Origin of the sequence: Pseudoalteromonas atlantica (assembly GCA_007988745.1) — a bacterium.
In the GTDB taxonomy this organism is placed as follows: domain Bacteria; phylum Pseudomonadota; class Gammaproteobacteria; order Enterobacterales; family Alteromonadaceae; genus Pseudoalteromonas; species Pseudoalteromonas atlantica.
Genome location: BJUT01000003.1, coordinates 69534 through 86068, shown reverse-complemented (window position 1 = coordinate 86068; position 16535 = coordinate 69534). Strand labels below are relative to the sequence as shown.

The window sequence follows — 16535 nt, the reverse complement described above, 5'->3', positions numbered from 1 at the left end:
TAATTTTTGTTATTAAGCACTATTATCGAAGGTTGTAGGTTAAATTTGCAGTGCTATTTTGTGAAAAATGATTACAATAAAAGTCAAAATAACGAAATTAATAAGCAATATGATAACTCCACAAGACGAAAAGCTACTTTCAATTTTAAAAACCAATGCAAGAGCCAGTATTTCTGACTTGGCACGCATGCTTAATTTATCGCGCTCTACCGTGCAAAGCCGTATGTTAAAACTTGAAGAAACAGGAGTTATAAAAGGCTATAGCGTAGATTACGGTGAAGACTATTTGACCAGTATGGTCTCGGCTCATGTATCTATAAAGGTGATGCAAAAACTCACCACTAAAACCAATTTAGAACTTAAACAGATTGATGCTATTTCCCAGCTTTATGCCATAAGTGGGGAGTTTGATTTAATTGCCGTAGTGCAAGCGCAAAACTTAGAAAAGCTAAGCCATTTACTTGATGATATAGGTAATTTAGATGGGGTAGAGCGCACAACGTCGTCAGTGATTTTAGAAACAAAATTTAAGCGTTAAAGTTAAGTGTTACTAAAGCGAAAGGTTACCTATTGATTTAACTTAATATTTAATTTTATCGAAGTTAGGTATTTTGGTAAAGCCTTACTATACTTATTGTAATTAACACAATTATTTAGCAATGGATTATGCCCACAACGTTATTTTTTGCACTTTTAACTTTAACTGAACCCTTAAAATTTGGTACCAATGTATCGCTTACAACACCAGATAATGCGGTTAACCAAGTGCAATGCATTTTACACAATATGGACATGCCATTTGAGTTGCAATCGTTACCTTGGCTGAGGGCTCGTCGCGAGGTAAAACAAGATAGGTTGGATGGGTATTTTACAACGCATTTAACCTCTGAGATGAGCCAGTATGGTAAGTTGTCGTCACCTATTTACCTAGAAAATTGGTACTGGTTTACTCATCCCGATAGCGTTAATAAAGACCCGAAAAAATTACGTTATGGCGTGGTCCATGGCAGTTATCAGGCTAATTGGTTTAAAACGCAAAATATTACCTCGTTAGTTGAAGTAAACTCGCTAGAAGAAATAGTAAACGTACTTCACCATCATAGAGTAGACAAAGTATTACTTGATTTAGATGATTTTAATAATGCTGCCGATCGCTTAGGTATTGACGCATCTGCCTACCCGCGCTCATTTTATCGTTATGTGCCATTAGGGGTTTTTGCTGCTAATAAGCTTATTAATTCGCACCCTTCTTTTTTAGAAAAATTCGACGAAACGATTCCTCAATGTGCCCCTGCACCGTTTTATTTATCACAGGGCGAACAAGTACAAATACTAAATACGTTGTTAGAGCCAATAAAGGCGTTAATTTCACAGCCCATAATTATCGATGCCGTGGCGCAAAGTAACCATATAAAGCTGACTAACAAAGCGCTTAAACTCGCTGACGAGCTTTGGATAAAAGAAGTTAAAACACATCAACATGATTTAGCTAAAAATATGCTATTTACTGATGCTTCATTATATTTAAAACAATGGCAAAGGCAGTTCAAAGGCATAATTACCGAAATTATAGTGACAGATAAGCAAGGTAAAAATGTGGCTATAAGCAAAATCACCAGTGATTATTGGCAAGGGGATGAGAATAAATTTAGCCTCGTATACCAGCAGTCTTTAGTGTATCGCTTTGACAGTGTTGAATATGATGCTTCAACACATCATTTTCAGGTGCAATTAAGTCTACCGATAAAAAATGCCAAGGGCGATCATATTGGCGTTATTATTATGGGGGTCGATGTAGAAAAAGCGCTGCACTCATTTAATAACAACGCATTAAATTAATAGCGTGAGCAGCGTCTTATTAAAGCCCGCGTGTATAGCAAAATTTTGTGTAGCTATTTATTTACGGCAGTCTTTGGCGCTTGTCTGATAACGGTTTTTTGTGCTTCGTTTAATTTAATAACGTAAGCATTTCCTCCTACCAGCCCTTTAAATTCTTCATCGGTAAAAATAAGCGTATTATCATCATAAAAGGTGATCGCTTCTTTTTGCGTAACAATACCTAAATCGATTCGAGACACATCACCAGAAAAAAACTTGTCGCCTTTAAAGTTTTCGAACAGCCAAATACTTGTAGAATCAAGCAACACAAGTTTAGTCCTGTCAGGGCTAAGAGCAGCGGATGTGATCCAACAGAGTTTTTCTAAAGTTGTGCAAGTTTTAAATGAATCAATTAACTGTGCATCAAAATTGGCTGCATGATCGCCCACTTTATAAACATTGGTTATGCCATCGAAAGGTTCGGTTCTATTTTTGGTAAATAAATATAAATGGCGTTTGTATTCTACAAAGGCTTCTAAATCAAAGTTGCGTTTATTAGGCGTAATGGGAGTGCCGTCCATTTCAGGATAGGTAAACTTAATAATTTCGGCTTCGGTGGTCTCTGTTTTTATGTCTATTGGGTTTTCTATTTTATAGATAGTTAACCACTTTCTGTCGTTTTTATTATTGCCAAAATCACCTAAGAAAAAATGACCAAATTTATTTTGCGTCATGTCTTCCCAGTCTATATTTTTAGCATTCGTAACAAGGATTTCTTTTTCAATAGCGCCATCTTCGCCCAGGCGATAAAGTTTTGGGTCGTCACCGCCATCATTAATCGCCCACAAACGCTTTTTTTTATCAAACTCAATGCCTGAAATTTCTTTTAATTTAGGGTCTACTGATAATTGCTTTTTACTATAAAGGGTATATATAGAAAGGCTTACAAAGGAGGCAAGTGCAATAAATACAATTACCGTAGTAAATAAAATGCTTTTTTTCAACATGAAATTTTTGGTATTTCAGAGACGTAAGATGCTGTGTATTATTACTTAAGCACACTGATAACGAAAGAATTTTATAGGTTAGTGTGAACCTTTATACGATTTTTTACTCAATATATTAATAATGAAAAATGATTAAGTTGGTTTAATACTTGCTGTACATTAGTTTGTCATTAATAAGCGAAAATTTTTATCGTAATCGCACCTTATATGTGCAGCTAAAAACTTTTTTGCACTGTAATAATGCGTAAATAAAAATTTGTTTAAATTACCCGCGTTTAATGATGTTTAAATGCACCCCACATCGCCCTTTAAAGTGTTGTATCGGCCCTGTGGCAAAGATTAAGTACCCATTTTGGTTTAGTTGGAGCCTACTATGTTGAATAAACGTTTTTTTAAAACAAAAAATGAAGCTGAAGTTACCTTTGAGTTTACCCACCCTGATGCAGAGCAAGTAAGTTTACTTGGCGAATTTACCGATTGGCAGCCGGTGCCTATGAAGCTTAATAAAAAAGAAGGGGTATTTAAATGTAAGCAACGCTTGCCAGTTGATCAGCAGTTTCATTTTCGTTATTTAATTAATGGTGATATTTGGGATAACGACCACCAAGCAGATGACTACCTACCTAATACATTTGGCACAGAAAATAGCATAGTGAACACTCAACGCATAAATTAAGGCGAGTAAATGGACGCACTTTCGCAGTTGTTTTATCTGCACGGTATCGGTTATGAGTTTACTAAATACACGGGCGAGCAGGTTATATTTAGCGAAGACACGCGCAAACGTGCCTTACAATGTTGTGGTGTAAATACCGAAGATGAACACCAAATAGCACAGCTTAATTATCAATTAGATGTTGCGCCTTGGTTAGAGTTAGCACCCGATACCAGCTTAGTGAATTTAACTGATAACCTTTTTTATATTCGCATAGATGAGCGTCAACGTGATTTACCTGTTGCGATAACGTTGCCAAAGTTAAACGTTACCTATGAGCGTGCTAATTTACATAATTTGGCCATCACTGGCGATTACTATGTACATGGCGTGCGTTATATTGAAGTAGCAGTGCCGTTAGGGGCTATTCCGGTAGGTTATCATCAGGCGCTGGTTAGTGTAGGGGAGCAAAGCAAAGAGATTCAATTGTGGGCCACCCCAGAAAAAGTTTTTCAAGTAGATGATACTAAGCGCACTGGGCTTTCGCTGCAGTTGTACACAGTTAAAAACAAAGCAGGCCTAGGTGTAGGGGATTTTAATGATTTACTAGAGCTATGTGATTTATGTGCTCAGCAGCACATGGACTACATATTACTCAACCCGTTACATTTGCTGTTTGCACAGCAAAGTGAGCGAGCCAGTCCCTATAGCCCTAATAGCCGTGCGTTATTAAATCCTTTGTACATTTGTGTTGAACTATCAGCTGATGCTAAAAACAATCCACAATTAGATGCTTTGTTACACAGTGATGAGGTAAAAGCGCTTTTTAACAGCAATGAACAGTTTATAAATTATGAAAAAGTAAGCGCCGTTAAATATACATTATTTAAAGCGCTATTTAGTCATTTTGAAGCACATGCCAGCGCTTCACGACGCGATGAGTTTGCCCAGTTTTGTAAACAAAACGCCCAGACCCTAACTACGCTAAATTCAGCCAATCCTACCTTTGATTACTACTTACAATGGCAGGCTAAATTACAATTAAGCCATTGTCAGCAGCACTGTTTAAATAAAGGCATGGCAATAGGTTTAATTAATGACCTTGCTGTTGGTTGTGCAGGTGATGGCGTTGAGTATCAATCTCAGCAATCACTTTTTAGTGATAATGCCAATGTTGGCGCACCGCCAGACCCTTGGGCGCAAGCAGGGCAAAATTGGGGGCTGCCTGCGCTTAACCCGCAACAATTAAAAAATGATCACTTTGCCTTTTATCGCTCACTTATTAGCGCAAACATGCAAGGCGTTGGCGGTTTGCGCATTGATCACGTTATGGCACTAAGGCGCTTATGGTGGTGCTTTGAAAATAATCACACACAAGATGGCTGTTATGTTTATTACCCTTTCGAGCACTTATTGGCTATTTTAAAAATAGAGTCTCACCTTAATCAGTGCATAGTAATAGGTGAAGACTTAGGCATAGTCCCGCCCGAAGTAAAACACGCACTTGCTGTAAGTGGTATTTATTCAAATAGCTTATTTTATTTTGAAAAACAACATGATGGTGAGTTTTTACCGTTACAAGAATTACCTAAGCATTGTTTAATTATGATAGCGAATCATGACGTACCGCCATTTTGCGGCTGGTGGCAAACAGATGATTTAGATATTAAACGTAAGTATCAGCTTATTGATGATCAGCAGTACCAACAGCAATTGCACGAACGACAACAAGAAAAACAACGATTACTGCGTTTTATACAGTTACATAGCGCAGAGCAACTTAGCGAAACTAGCGATGCTATGTGTGTTTACGGTGAACTTGCCAAAGCACTTGCACACAGTGAGACCCGTTTATTTGCACTTCAGCTTGATGATTTAGATAAACAAACGTATCCGGTGAATATACCCGGTACTAATACCGAATACCCAAATTGGCGCCGTGTTTTAACTCATTCAAGCAACGCTATTTTTAAAAATAATGCCAGTACCTTGGCTGCAGTTAATTCAATAAGGAAAGGATATGAGTAGTACCGCACCAAAGGATTCATTACAGACCCATTACGACGCACAGGTAACTGCACTACAAGGCGGCAGATTTAAAGACCCTTTTAGTTTTTTAGGGGCACATGCTTATAAAAATGGCTACGAAATACGCGTGTATTTACCCGCAGCTAAAAATGTAAATATTATTATTAATGATAAAAAAGTTATTGCTAAGCGTTATAACAGTAGTGATTTATTCATTGCAACAAGCAACGAAATGCCCACGCAACCTTATAAGTGTAACGTTGAATATGCAAACTCAGCATTATGTTTTTACGATGAATATAGCTTTGCAAGCAGCCTAGATACAGATGCAATGTATTTATTTAACGAAGGCAGTTTAGAGCATGCATATAAACATTTAGGCGCACACTTTATTAACCAACAAGGGGTTGATGGAGTGCGTTTTTGTGTGTGGGCGCCTAATGCAGCCAGTGTATCTGTTATTGGCGAATTTAACCTTTGGCAAGCTAATCGTCATTATATGCGTTTTCATCCTGCATGTGGTGTATGGGAGCTTTTTATCGCAGGGCTTCAACCCGATACCTGTTATAAATTTTCTATTGTGACACAGCAAGGCGATGTGCTTGAAAAAGCAGATCCGTTTGCCTTTAAAATGCAGCAAGCTCCGGGTACGGCCAGTGTGTTACAACAGCAAGCAGCGGCTATTTCGCTCAGTGATAGCGAGCTTAAAAATCGCCAAAAGCGTAACCATATAGACGCGCCCATAAGTATTTACGAAGTGCACTTGGGTTCATGGCAAAGGGCTGAAGAAAACCGCTATTTAAGCTATAGCGAACTTGCCGACAAACTGGTTAATTACACGCTTGAAATGGGCTTTACGCATATTCAATTAATGCCAATAAGTGAATACCCGTTTGATGGCTCTTGGGGTTACCAGCCGGTGGGTTTATTTGCACCAACTAGTCGCTTTGGTGATTACAGCAGTTTTAAATACTTTGTTCAGCAGTGTCACAAAGCAAACTTAGGCGTGCTACTTGATTGGGTGCCTGGGCATTTTCCTAGTGATCCGCATGGTTTACACCACTTTGACGGCACGCATTTATTTGAGCATGCCGATATTCGACAAGGCTTTCATCCTGATTGGAATACCTATATTTATAATTACGACCGCCCGGAGGTTAAAAGCTTTTTAATCTCTAATGCGATGTATTGGCTAGAGCAATTTGGCCTTGATGGACTGCGCGTAGATGCGGTGGCTTCAATGCTTTATTTAGATTACAGCCGCAAAGAAGGTGAATGGGTTGCCAATTGTTATGGTGGGCGAGAAAACCTAGGCGCTATTGAGTGCTTAAAGCAGGTGAATTTGCGTAGTTATAAAAATAATCAGGGCATTATGATGGTGGCTGAAGAGTCGACCGCGTGGCCGGGAGTCACTCAAAGTGTTGATCACAATGGCTTAGGTTTTGGCTACAAATGGAATATGGGGTGGATGAACGACAGCCTTCATTACATGCAACATGACCCGCTTTATAGGCAGCATCATCATCACGTAATGACCTTTTCTATGGTGTACGCATTTAGTGAAAATTACATTTTACCGCTAAGTCATGACGAAGTTGTACATGGTAAAGGCTCATTAATTGAAAAAATGCCTGGTGATGATTGGCAAAAATTTGCGAATTTACGTGCGTATTACGCATTTATGTGGGCGCACCCCGGTAAAAAGCTGCTGTTTATGGGCGGCGAAATAGCACAGCGAAAAGAGTGGGATCACAACCATTCTATTGATTGGCATTTGCTAGAGCATAAAAGCCACCGCGGTATACAAAACACTGTACAAGCGCTTAATACTGTTTATAAAAAGTCGCCTGCACTGTATGAACTCGACTCAAGCCCTGCGGGTTTTGAATGGATAGATAACAACAATAACGAGCAAAGTATATTTAGTTTTGTACGTTATGCTAAAAATGCCCACGACTTTATTGTAGTAGTGGCAAACTTTACGCCTGTTTCTTATCAAGAGTATGAAATTGGGGTACCCGCAGCGGGTAAATATAAGGTTATTTTAAACACCGATGATGACGCTTTTTTTGGCTCAGGTATTAAAGTAACAGCAAACAAAAACGCCACGGTTAGTAGCGTTAAGGCAAGCGCTCATGGCTTTTCGCACAGCATTAAAATTGCAATTGGCGGGTTAACGACTATTTATTTACAAAAGGTTGAAGATGAGTAATCGATTTGAGGTTTCACATGGGCAACCACAGCCACTTGGCGCAACTATTAGCAGTGGCGGCGTTAACTTTAGCTTGTACGCACCTAAGGCAACACAAGCTTATGTGTGCTTATTTGATAAAAGTGGGCACTCTGAAATATTAAAAGTAACCATGCATATCAACGAAGGCGGTATATGGACAGCCCATGTAGCACCCTTAGCCGAAGGCGCATTATATGGGTATCGCGTAGAAGGGGAGTACAGTCCTGAAAAAGGTCTGCTGTTTAACGAGCATAAGTTGCTGATAGACCCTTATGCAAAAGACTTATTTGGCGAATTTACATGGAGTGAGCGCCACTATGGGCAAATGCCTATTGGCACGAAAAGCACCGTTAATAATGCCATTGATATACCTAAATCACGGGTTATAAATAGCCAGCCTTATAAACATAAGAAGCCAAACCATAGCTGGTCTAATACCGTTATTTATGAGTGCCATGTAAAAGGCGCCACGTGCCGACATCCTAATATTCCTAAAAATTTGCAAGGCAAATTTTTAGGCTTAAGCCACCCTAGCTTTATTGAGCATTTACATAATTTAGGGGTTACCGCACTAGAGCTGCTCCCTGTGCATGCTTTTATAAGTGAGCAGTTTTTAACAGCAAAAGGGCTGCAAAATTATTGGGGCTACAACACACTCAACTTTTTTACGCCGCATAAAGATTATTTAGTTGATGATGACATTAACGAATTTAAGCGCATGGTTAGCGAGCTTCATAAAGCGGATATAGAGGTTATTTTAGATGTGGTTTATAACCACACCGCAGAAGCGGGCGCCGATGGGCCGATTTTATCGCTCAGAGGGCTAGATAACTTAGCTTATTACCGAACGGTGGCTGATAAGCCACAGGTGTATATAAACGATACCGGCTGTGGTAACACCATTAATATTGATCATCCTAAAACCTTAAAGCTGGTACTTGATAGCTTACGTTATTGGGTGCAAGTAATGGGAGTAGACGGATTTAGGTTTGATTTAGCCACCATTTTAGGCCGAAATGCCCATGGTTTTAATAGCGCCCATGCGTTTTTTCAAGCCATTGAACAAGACCCTGTATTAAGCCGTGTAAAGCTTATTAGTGAGCCCTGGGATATAGGGCCAGGAGGTTATCAACTGGGGGCTTTTGCTGCACCTTGGCGAGAGTGGAATGACCAATACAGAGATGTCATACGCCGATTTTGGCAAAGCGAAGAAGGCGTTATTGCAAATGTAGCAAAACGTATTCATGGCTCATTTGATATTTTTGAGCACAGCCAGCGCGGGCCGCTAAACAGTATTAATTTTATTACCAGCCATGATGGTTTTACGCTTGCCGATTTGGTGAGTTATGAGCATAAACATAATGAAGCGAATGGCGAGCAAAATCGCGATGGCCACAGCGCTAATCATTCCACCAATTGTGGTGTTGAAGGATTTACTAATGATGCCAAAATTATTGCCCTAAGGCTGCAGCAACAAAAGAACTTTTTACTTACGCTAATACTCTCAAAAGGGGTGCCTATGATTGCCTCAGGCAGTGAAATGGGGCACTCGCAAGGGGGCAATAATAATGCGTATTGTCAAAATAACCGCACCAGTTGGTTGGCATGGAAAGACTCGCAGCTAAATCATTCACTAACCCGATTTATTGACGATGCACTAAAAATAAGGCGTGGTCACAGTGCGTTTAAACACAGTGTGTTCTCAGAAGATATTGACGAGCGCTTTACGGTTAAATGGTTTACCGAGCAAGGCGTAAAAATGACCAACGAGCATTGGCACGAGCCACAGCGCCAGTTTTTAATGTATAGCTTGTTAGATAAGCAAAATAAATACGCCTTATTAATCATTTTAAATGCGAGTAAAAAAACAGTTTTTTGTAAGTTACCCCCATCGCCTATCGCGGCGCAATGGGACATGGTTTTATCAAGTGTACATAACGCATCGGTGAGTAGTAAAGAGGATGCAATAGTCGAAATTTCAGCACAAAGCAGCTGGGTTTTTAGTGCAAATTTAGAGGACGATGGTCATGTCTAAGCAAGACGAAAATGTGTGTGTGGTAAAAGGGTGGCAAGAAGGCCCTGTAATTGATGAAAGCACTTTAAAAGATGATTTAACTCGGCACTTTTATTACAGTTTAGGGCGTGACAAAGTGGGTGAGTCGCAACTGTATTTATATCATGCGCTTGCGCTGACAATCAGAGATCGGCTGGTTGCACGTTGCAGAGAAACCAAACAACAAATCAAGCAAGAAAAACGCCGTAAAACAGCTTACCTATCCCTAGAATTTTTAATGGGTAGAGCACTTGGTAATGCAATTTTAAACCTCGACTTAGACGAGCAAGTCTCCAGTGCACTGCAAGAGTATTGCACCACAATTGAAACCGTAGCCCAGGCCGAGCACGATGCAGGGCTAGGTAATGGTGGCCTTGGGCGTTTAGCTGCCTGCTTTTTAGATAGCTGTGCAAGCCTTGCGCTTCCCGTGGTTGGTTACGGTATTCGCTACGAATACGGTATGTTTAACCAATCATTAAAAAATGGCCACCAAGTTGAGCAACCCGATAACTGGCTTCGTGAGGGGCACCCGTGGGAGCTTGCCGCGCCTGAGCAATCACAACGAGTGAAGTTTTTTGGGCACGTACAAAGTTATACTGACAAACATGGGCGCGAACATCGCCAATGGGTTGGTTGTCACGACGTATTAGCTGTGCCATATGATGTGCCTATTCCTGGTTATAAAAACGACATTGTTAATACGCTAAGGCTATGGAAATCAGAAGCGACCGACGAATTTAACTTAACCGAGTTTAATGCGGGGAGTTATTCAGAAGCGGTAGCGCAAAAAAACCTAGCAGAACAAATTACAATGGTGCTTTACCCAAATGACAGCAGTGAAAATGGTAAAGAGCTTAGATTACGCCAACAGTACTTTTTATCATCAGCGAGTATTCAAGATATCGTATCGCAATGGGTTGAACAGTACGGCGAAGACTTTAGTGACTTTGCTGCACATCATGTATTTCAATTAAATGATACGCACCCAAGTATTGCCGTGGCAGAGTTAATGCGCATTTTAGTTGATGATTACGAGCTTGATTGGGATAACGCGTGGGAAATTACAACCAGCACAATGGCTTACACTAACCACACGCTATTGCCAGAGGCATTAGAAAAGTGGTCAGTGCCGCTTTTTGCAAAACTATTGCCGCGAATTTTAGAAATTATTTATGAAATAAACGCCCGCTTTTTAGCGCAAGTGGCTCAGCATTGGCCAGGCGATGCAAGTAAACAGCGTGCGCTTTCGTTAATTGAAGAAGGCGACGTGCCGCAAATACGTATGGCTTATTTAGCGATTGTTGGTAGCTATTCGGTAAATGGTGTGGCCGCACTACATACCCAACTTTTAAAAGAAGGGCTATTTAAAACCTTTTATGAGCTTTGGCCTAACAAGTTTAATAATAAAACCAACGGGGTTACCCCAAGGCGTTGGTTAGCACACTGCAACCCGGCCTTGAGTCATTTAATTACAGAAAAAATTGGCTCAAAATGGGTTAGCGATTTTGCAGATATAAGCCAATTACGCCGCTACTTCGACGACACCGCGTTTCATCAGCAATGGCAAAATGTTAAACGCGAAAACAAACAACGTCTCGTCGATTTAGTGAAAGAGCGCTGTGGTGTTGATTTTGATGTAGAGATGATGTTTGACGTACAAGTTAAACGTATTCACGAATACAAACGCCAGTTATTAAATGTACTTCATGTTATTCATTTATACGACCGTATACGCCGAGGCGATACTACAAACTTAGTACCACGTTGTGTGCTGCTAGGGGGTAAAGCCGCCCCTGGTTATTACATGGCTAAAAAAATAATTAAGTTAATTAATAACGTAGCTGAGGTTATTAATAAAGACCCACTTGCAGCGCCTTATTTACGAGTTGCGTTTTTGCCAAATTATAATGTAACCGCAATGGAAACTATTTGCCCTGCAACCGATTTATCAGAGCAAGTATCGACCGCAGGTAAAGAAGCATCAGGCACTGGTAACATGAAGTTTATGATGAATGGTGCGCTTACTATTGGTACGTTAGATGGGGCGAATATTGAAATTAGAGACGCTGTTGGCGCTGATAATTTCTTTTTGTTTGGTGCCCAGGCTCATCAAATTGATGATATTAAATCGCGATATAACCCTTCTCATTTAATAGAGCAAAACAGCGACCTAAGCCATGTAATGCAGTTACTCGAAAGCGGGCAATTTAACCTGTTTGAGCCTAATTTATTTGACGACATTATTAATGCTATTAAAAGCCCTCACGATCCGTGGTTGGTTGCACATGACTTTGAAAGCTATGTGGCAGCGCAAAAGCAGGTAGAGGCTGCGTATCAAGACCAAACGCATTGGACGCAAATGAGTATTTTAAATACGGCCGCAAGCGGCATATTTTCAAGCGATAGAACCATAAGCCAATACAGTGAAGATATTTGGCACCTAACCCCCTAACTATTAGTGAAACAGACTTACACGCAACTACGAGCCATGCCACTAAGAGCACAGACTAAACGGAGAGAGTATTATGCCTAGTTATGCAAATCGTTACATAAGTAGCTTAACCCGAGATACGTACGCGTTAATACTGGCTGGTGGACGCGGCTCACGCTTACACGAATTGACAGATTGGCGCGCAAAGCCCGCTGTTTATTTTGGCGGTAAGCACCGTATTATCGATTTTCCATTATCAAATTGTATCAATTCGGGTGTGAGGCGTGTAGGCATAGCCACACAATATAAATCGCACTCTTTGATTCGCCATGTTAATCGCGCCTGGGGCCATTTTAAAAAAGAGCTGGGGGAGTCGGTTGAAATTTTACCCGCATCTCAGCGTAATGGTGATGAGTGGTATTGTGGAACTGCCGATGCGGTTTTTCAAAACATGGATATTATTCGCCACGAACTGCCAAAATATGTGATGATTTTGTCAGGCGATCACGTTTATCGAATGGATTACGGCGCTCTATTAGCCGAGCATGTGCAAAAAGGCGCCGACATGACAGTATGTTGCCTTGAAGTACCTGTTGAAGAGGCTGCAGATACCTTTGGGGTAATGACCGTTGATGAAAGAAATCGGGTATGTCGCTTCGATGAAAAGCCTTCGATCCCCAGCTCTGTCCCTGGTAAGCCAGGTACCTGCTTAGCCTCTATGGGCAACTATGTGTTTAATACTGAGTTTTTATTTGAGCAGCTAAAAAAAGATGCTGAAAATGAAGGTTCTGGCCGCGACTTTGGGCACGATATTATTCCGGCAATTATAGAAGAGCACAGTGTGTATGCGTTTCCGTTTAGAGATCCCATGCAAGAAGGGCAACCTTATTGGCGTGATGTAGGAACGTTAGACTCGTTTTGGGAAGCCAATATGGAATTGGTAATGCCCGAGCCACAGCTAGATTTATACGATCCAACCTGGCCTATTTGGACCTACCAAGAGCAGTTGCCACCGGCTAAGTTTATTTTTGATGATGAAGACAGACGAGGTATGGCGGTAGACTCTACGGTATCGGGAGGGTGTATTGTATCGGGCTCAGTAGTTAGAAAATCACTGCTGTTTTCAAACGTGCACGTGCGTTCATTTTGCGAAATAGAGCAATCGGTTATTTTACCCGGGGCTCTTATTAATCGTCATTGTAAAATTAAGCGAGCCATAATTGATCGAAGCTGTGAAATACCCGCAGGGCTTGAAATTGGCTACGATAGAAAAGCCGATGAAGAAAATGGCTTTAGGGTATCTAAAAAAGGCATCGTATTAGTCACCCGTGATATGCTCACGGAACTTGCTAAAAAGCTTGAACGTCAAGCACACGAAAATAAAAAGTTCGCTTAAAATCGGATGCGAATAACAAAGGTTAAGGAAGTAGTAAATAAATGCATGTATTAATGGTTGCCGCAGAAAACGATGCTCTACCAAACGCTAAAGTGGGCGGGGTAGCAGATGTAGTCAGAGATGCCCCAAAAGCACTAGCAGCACAAGGCGTGAGCGTAGATGTTGTTATTCCTGATTATGGGTTTGAGCAACTGCAACGTGAATATATAGGTGATGTCACTGTTATATTTAGAGCGCAGCCACAGGTATTATCTTTATTTAAAATAAGTGATGACAACACACACATTAATCAATTTGTTATTTCGCACCCACTGTTTAGCCAATCGGGTTCGGTGTATTGCAATGACGAACCCGGGCGACCTTTTGCTACTGATGCAACAAAATATGCATTATTTAGTGCCGCTCTATGTGAAGCGCTGCTTCAGGGTTTAATAACGCGCCCTCAAGCACTGCATTTACACGATTGGCATAGCGCGTGTGTCGCCGTATTATTAAAATTTGATAAACGCTACGATACCCTCGCTAATTTACATATTGCCTATACAGTTCATAATTTAGCACTGCAAGGGATCAGGCCTTTTAAACACGACGACTCGAGTTTAGAGGCTTGGTTTCCTTCGTTAGGTTATAACGGGCAACATTTGTGCGACCCTCGTTACCCACACTGTTTTAACCCTATGCGCAGTGCTATAAATTTGGCGGATAAAGTTCATTTAGTCTCACCTACTTACAGTACCGAGGTACTAAAGCCGAGTAATTATCAGCAAGGTTTTTTTGGTGGAGAAGGCTTAGAGCTTGATTTACAAAATCAATCGGCTCAAGGCAAGGTGGTGGGAATATTAAATGGCTGTGAATACCCTGAGCAAAACCCTAAGCAAGTTACTTTATCGCTCTTGTATGAGCGTATTGAACATACTTTATTTAACTGGATGGCAAAACATGAGCAGCTTGAAACGAGCTACTATGTGGCGCATCAGCGCATGCTGCAGTTTAAAAACACGCCAATAGATGGGCCCCTTGTAACAAGTGTTGGCAGGCTGACCGAGCAAAAGGTGTTATTACTTTGCCAACAATACGGTAATGCATTAGCGCTTGATAAAGTGTGTGAAATAATTAACCGTTTTAACGGTCGTCTTATTATTTTAGGCTCTGGTGACAAAGCCCTTGAAAGCATTTTTACCAAGGCTATGGCACGTAATACAAACTTATTGTTTTTAAAAGGTTATGGGCAAGGTATTGGCGATAGCCTATATGAGCTTGGGGATTTATTTTTAATGCCAAGCTCGTTCGAGCCATGCGGAATTAGTCAAATGCTTGCTATGCGCGCAGGGCAACCTTGTTTAGTCCACAGTGTTGGCGGTTTAAAAGACACCGTAAGCCACAACAACAATGGCTTTGTATTTTCTGGCGGCTCGTTGAATGAACAAGTTGATGGGTTAATGACATGCTTGACTGAAACCCTTACGCTAAAACAGCAAAATCCTAAGCAATGGAGTAACATTACAGCTAATGCTAAAGGAGCACGTTTTTCGTGGGAAACGGTCGCTGCTGATTATATTTCAAGCATGTATTGCTAAATCATTAAAATTAAACGCAGTAGAAGTGACATTTATACCTATTTACGCTATTAATTACTTAGTTTGAGTATAAAAATAAGAAGTAGGTAATGTGTCTGTATTTGTTGCAAGGCAAGCAATATTCAATCGTAAGCAAAATGTAGTTGCTTACGAGCTTTTATTTCGTAATAGTGCTGAAAACTTTTTTCCCGATATAGAAGAAGGTCAAGCAACTGCTCGCCTAATAATGGAAAACCAGCTTAATTTAGGCACACGCCACATCACCTCAGGTAAAACGGCACTGATAAATATAGGCCCAGACTCTTTAAAGCACAATTTATGTGACTTTTTACCCTGCAAAGATGTGGTCATTGAGCTATTAGAAACCATTGAACCCACCGACGATAACTATCAGCTTTGCAGAGAGCTTTTTCATAAAAACTATAAACTCGCATTAGATGACTTTGTTTATAACGAGCAATGGGAGCGATTTTTAAAGTTTATTAAGCTAGTAAAGTTTGATATTGCGCAAACGCCTTTATCAGATATTGCTGAGATTGTAGAAAAACTAAAACAGCATAAAAAAATAAAAATATTAGCAGAAAAAATAGAAACCCAAGCCGATTATCACCAAGCACATAAAATGGGGTTTGATTACTTTCAAGGCTACTTTTTTGCCAAGCCCACAATGCACGAACAGCAAGACATTGATTATAACTATGCGTTAGTTGTGGCTATTTACGCGCAAGTAATGAAACCAAGCCCAGATATAAAGCAAATTAGTGCGTTATTTGAAGCCGATGCGGCCTTGGCTTATAAGCTTATGCGGCTAATTAACAGCGGTGTTTTTCCTATTCAGAGTAAAATATCATCTATTAAGCAGGCGTTAGTGTATTTAGGGCATGAGCGTTTAAAAAAGTTTGTTAGTTTAATTGTTACCGCGCACACCGCGGGTAAAAAGCCAGCAGAGCTAATGCAAGTGTGTGTAGTTAGAGCACGCTTTTGTGAGCTAATAGCAAAGCAGGTGTCTAAATCGTTGGTGGGTGAGGCGTTTTTAACCGGCTTGTTTTCGTTACTAAATGCCATACTCGATCAACCTATGAGTTTATTAGTCGAAAAGTTACCTTTTCCTGATGATATTAAAGCGGCATTACTAAACGAAAAAAACACCCTATATTATATTTTAAATGTAGTACAAGCGTACGAAACAGGTAGCTGGTGGACATTAGAAAAAGCCGTTATATTACTTAATGTTAAAAGTGATGTGCTGCCAGGATTATATAATCAAGCCGTAGATTGGGCAGATAATTATAAAAATAATAGTTAAAGGACAGTAACCGCTCATTATGCGAAATTAT

General features: G+C 40.4%; 10 protein-coding genes and 1 pseudogene. 10 read left to right on the top strand and 1 reads right to left on the bottom strand.

What is annotated here, in order from left to right:
* Positions 1–109: 109 nt before the first annotated feature.
* Both PAT01_RS03140 and PAT01_RS03135 read left to right on the top strand, forming a co-directional pair.
* Positions 110–538: an Lrp/AsnC family transcriptional regulator gene (locus PAT01_RS03140; protein WP_004586440.1), complete on the top strand. Its 429-nt coding sequence runs from the start codon at positions 110–112 to the stop codon at positions 536–538.
* 128 nt (positions 539–666) lie between these two features.
* The gene (locus PAT01_RS03135) at positions 667–1839 is read left to right on the top strand and encodes a cellulose-binding family II protein (protein ID WP_154944709.1); all 1173 of its coding nucleotides are present in this window, start codon (positions 667–669) and stop codon (positions 1837–1839) included.
* A gap of 53 nt (positions 1840–1892) precedes the next feature.
* Here PAT01_RS03135 and PAT01_RS03130 read toward each other — a convergent pair whose 3' ends face one another.
* Positions 1893–2825, bottom strand: a complete 933-nt coding sequence (locus PAT01_RS03130; protein ID WP_054981905.1) for a hypothetical protein — start codon at positions 2823–2825, stop codon at positions 1893–1895.
* Between the two features lie 373 nt (positions 2826–3198).
* Between PAT01_RS03130 and PAT01_RS03125 the strand changes: the two genes are divergently transcribed.
* From PAT01_RS03125 to PAT01_RS03090, 8 genes and pseudogenes are all read left to right on the top strand, one after another.
* A complete protein-coding gene (locus PAT01_RS03125; protein WP_004586437.1) occupies positions 3199–3501 on the top strand; it encodes an isoamylase early set domain-containing protein in 303 nt (100 codons plus the stop codon).
* 9 nt (positions 3502–3510) lie between these two features.
* Positions 3511–5508, top strand: a complete 1998-nt coding sequence (gene malQ / locus PAT01_RS03120; protein ID WP_154944707.1) for a 4-alpha-glucanotransferase — start codon at positions 3511–3513, stop codon at positions 5506–5508.
* Positions 5501–7720, top strand: a complete 2220-nt coding sequence (gene glgB / locus PAT01_RS03115; RefSeq protein WP_154944705.1) for a 1,4-alpha-glucan branching protein GlgB — start codon at positions 5501–5503, stop codon at positions 7718–7720. The genes malQ and glgB overlap by 8 nt, the downstream gene beginning before the upstream one ends.
* Positions 7713–9776, top strand: coding sequence for a glycogen debranching protein GlgX (gene glgX / locus PAT01_RS03110; RefSeq protein WP_154944703.1), 2064 nt, complete (start codon positions 7713–7715; stop codon positions 9774–9776). The genes glgB and glgX overlap by 8 nt, the downstream gene beginning before the upstream one ends.
* A pseudogene (locus PAT01_RS03105) lies at positions 9769–12305 on the top strand (glycogen/starch/alpha-glucan phosphorylase). Before glgX ends, PAT01_RS03105 begins: the two are co-directional and overlap by 8 nt.
* A gap of 14 nt (positions 12306–12319) precedes the next feature.
* On the top strand, positions 12320–13621 hold the full coding sequence (gene glgC, locus PAT01_RS03100; protein WP_138577245.1) for a glucose-1-phosphate adenylyltransferase: 1302 nt from the start codon (positions 12320–12322) through the stop codon (positions 13619–13621).
* 41 nt (positions 13622–13662) lie between these two features.
* Positions 13663–15198: a glycogen synthase gene (locus tag PAT01_RS03095; protein ID WP_138577243.1), complete on the top strand. Its 1536-nt coding sequence runs from the start codon at positions 13663–13665 to the stop codon at positions 15196–15198.
* Between the two features lie 91 nt (positions 15199–15289).
* Complete coding sequence (locus PAT01_RS03090) at positions 15290–16504, top strand: EAL and HDOD domain-containing protein (RefSeq protein ID WP_138577241.1); 1215 nt, start codon at positions 15290–15292, stop codon at positions 16502–16504.
* The last annotated feature ends 31 nt before the right edge of the window (positions 16505–16535 follow it).

Coding starts and splice junctions, on each gene's coding strand:
- glgB (WP_154944705.1), top strand. CDS start 5,501: ATGAGTAGTACCGCACCAAAGGATTCATTACAGACCCATTACGACGCA.
- PAT01_RS03135 (WP_154944709.1), top strand. CDS start 667: ATGCCCACAACGTTATTTTTTGCACTTTTAACTTTAACTGAACCCTTA.
- PAT01_RS03140 (WP_004586440.1), top strand. CDS start 110: ATGATAACTCCACAAGACGAAAAGCTACTTTCAATTTTAAAAACCAAT.
- malQ (WP_154944707.1), top strand. CDS start 3,511: ATGGACGCACTTTCGCAGTTGTTTTATCTGCACGGTATCGGTTATGAG.
- glgC (WP_138577245.1), top strand. CDS start 12,320: ATGCCTAGTTATGCAAATCGTTACATAAGTAGCTTAACCCGAGATACG.
- PAT01_RS03125 (WP_004586437.1), top strand. CDS start 3,199: ATGTTGAATAAACGTTTTTTTAAAACAAAAAATGAAGCTGAAGTTACC.
- glgX (WP_154944703.1), top strand. CDS start 7,713: ATGAGTAATCGATTTGAGGTTTCACATGGGCAACCACAGCCACTTGGC.
- PAT01_RS03095 (WP_138577243.1), top strand. CDS start 13,663: ATGCATGTATTAATGGTTGCCGCAGAAAACGATGCTCTACCAAACGCT.
- PAT01_RS03130 (WP_054981905.1), bottom strand. CDS start 2,825: ATGTTGAAAAAAAGCATTTTATTTACTACGGTAATTGTATTTATTGCA.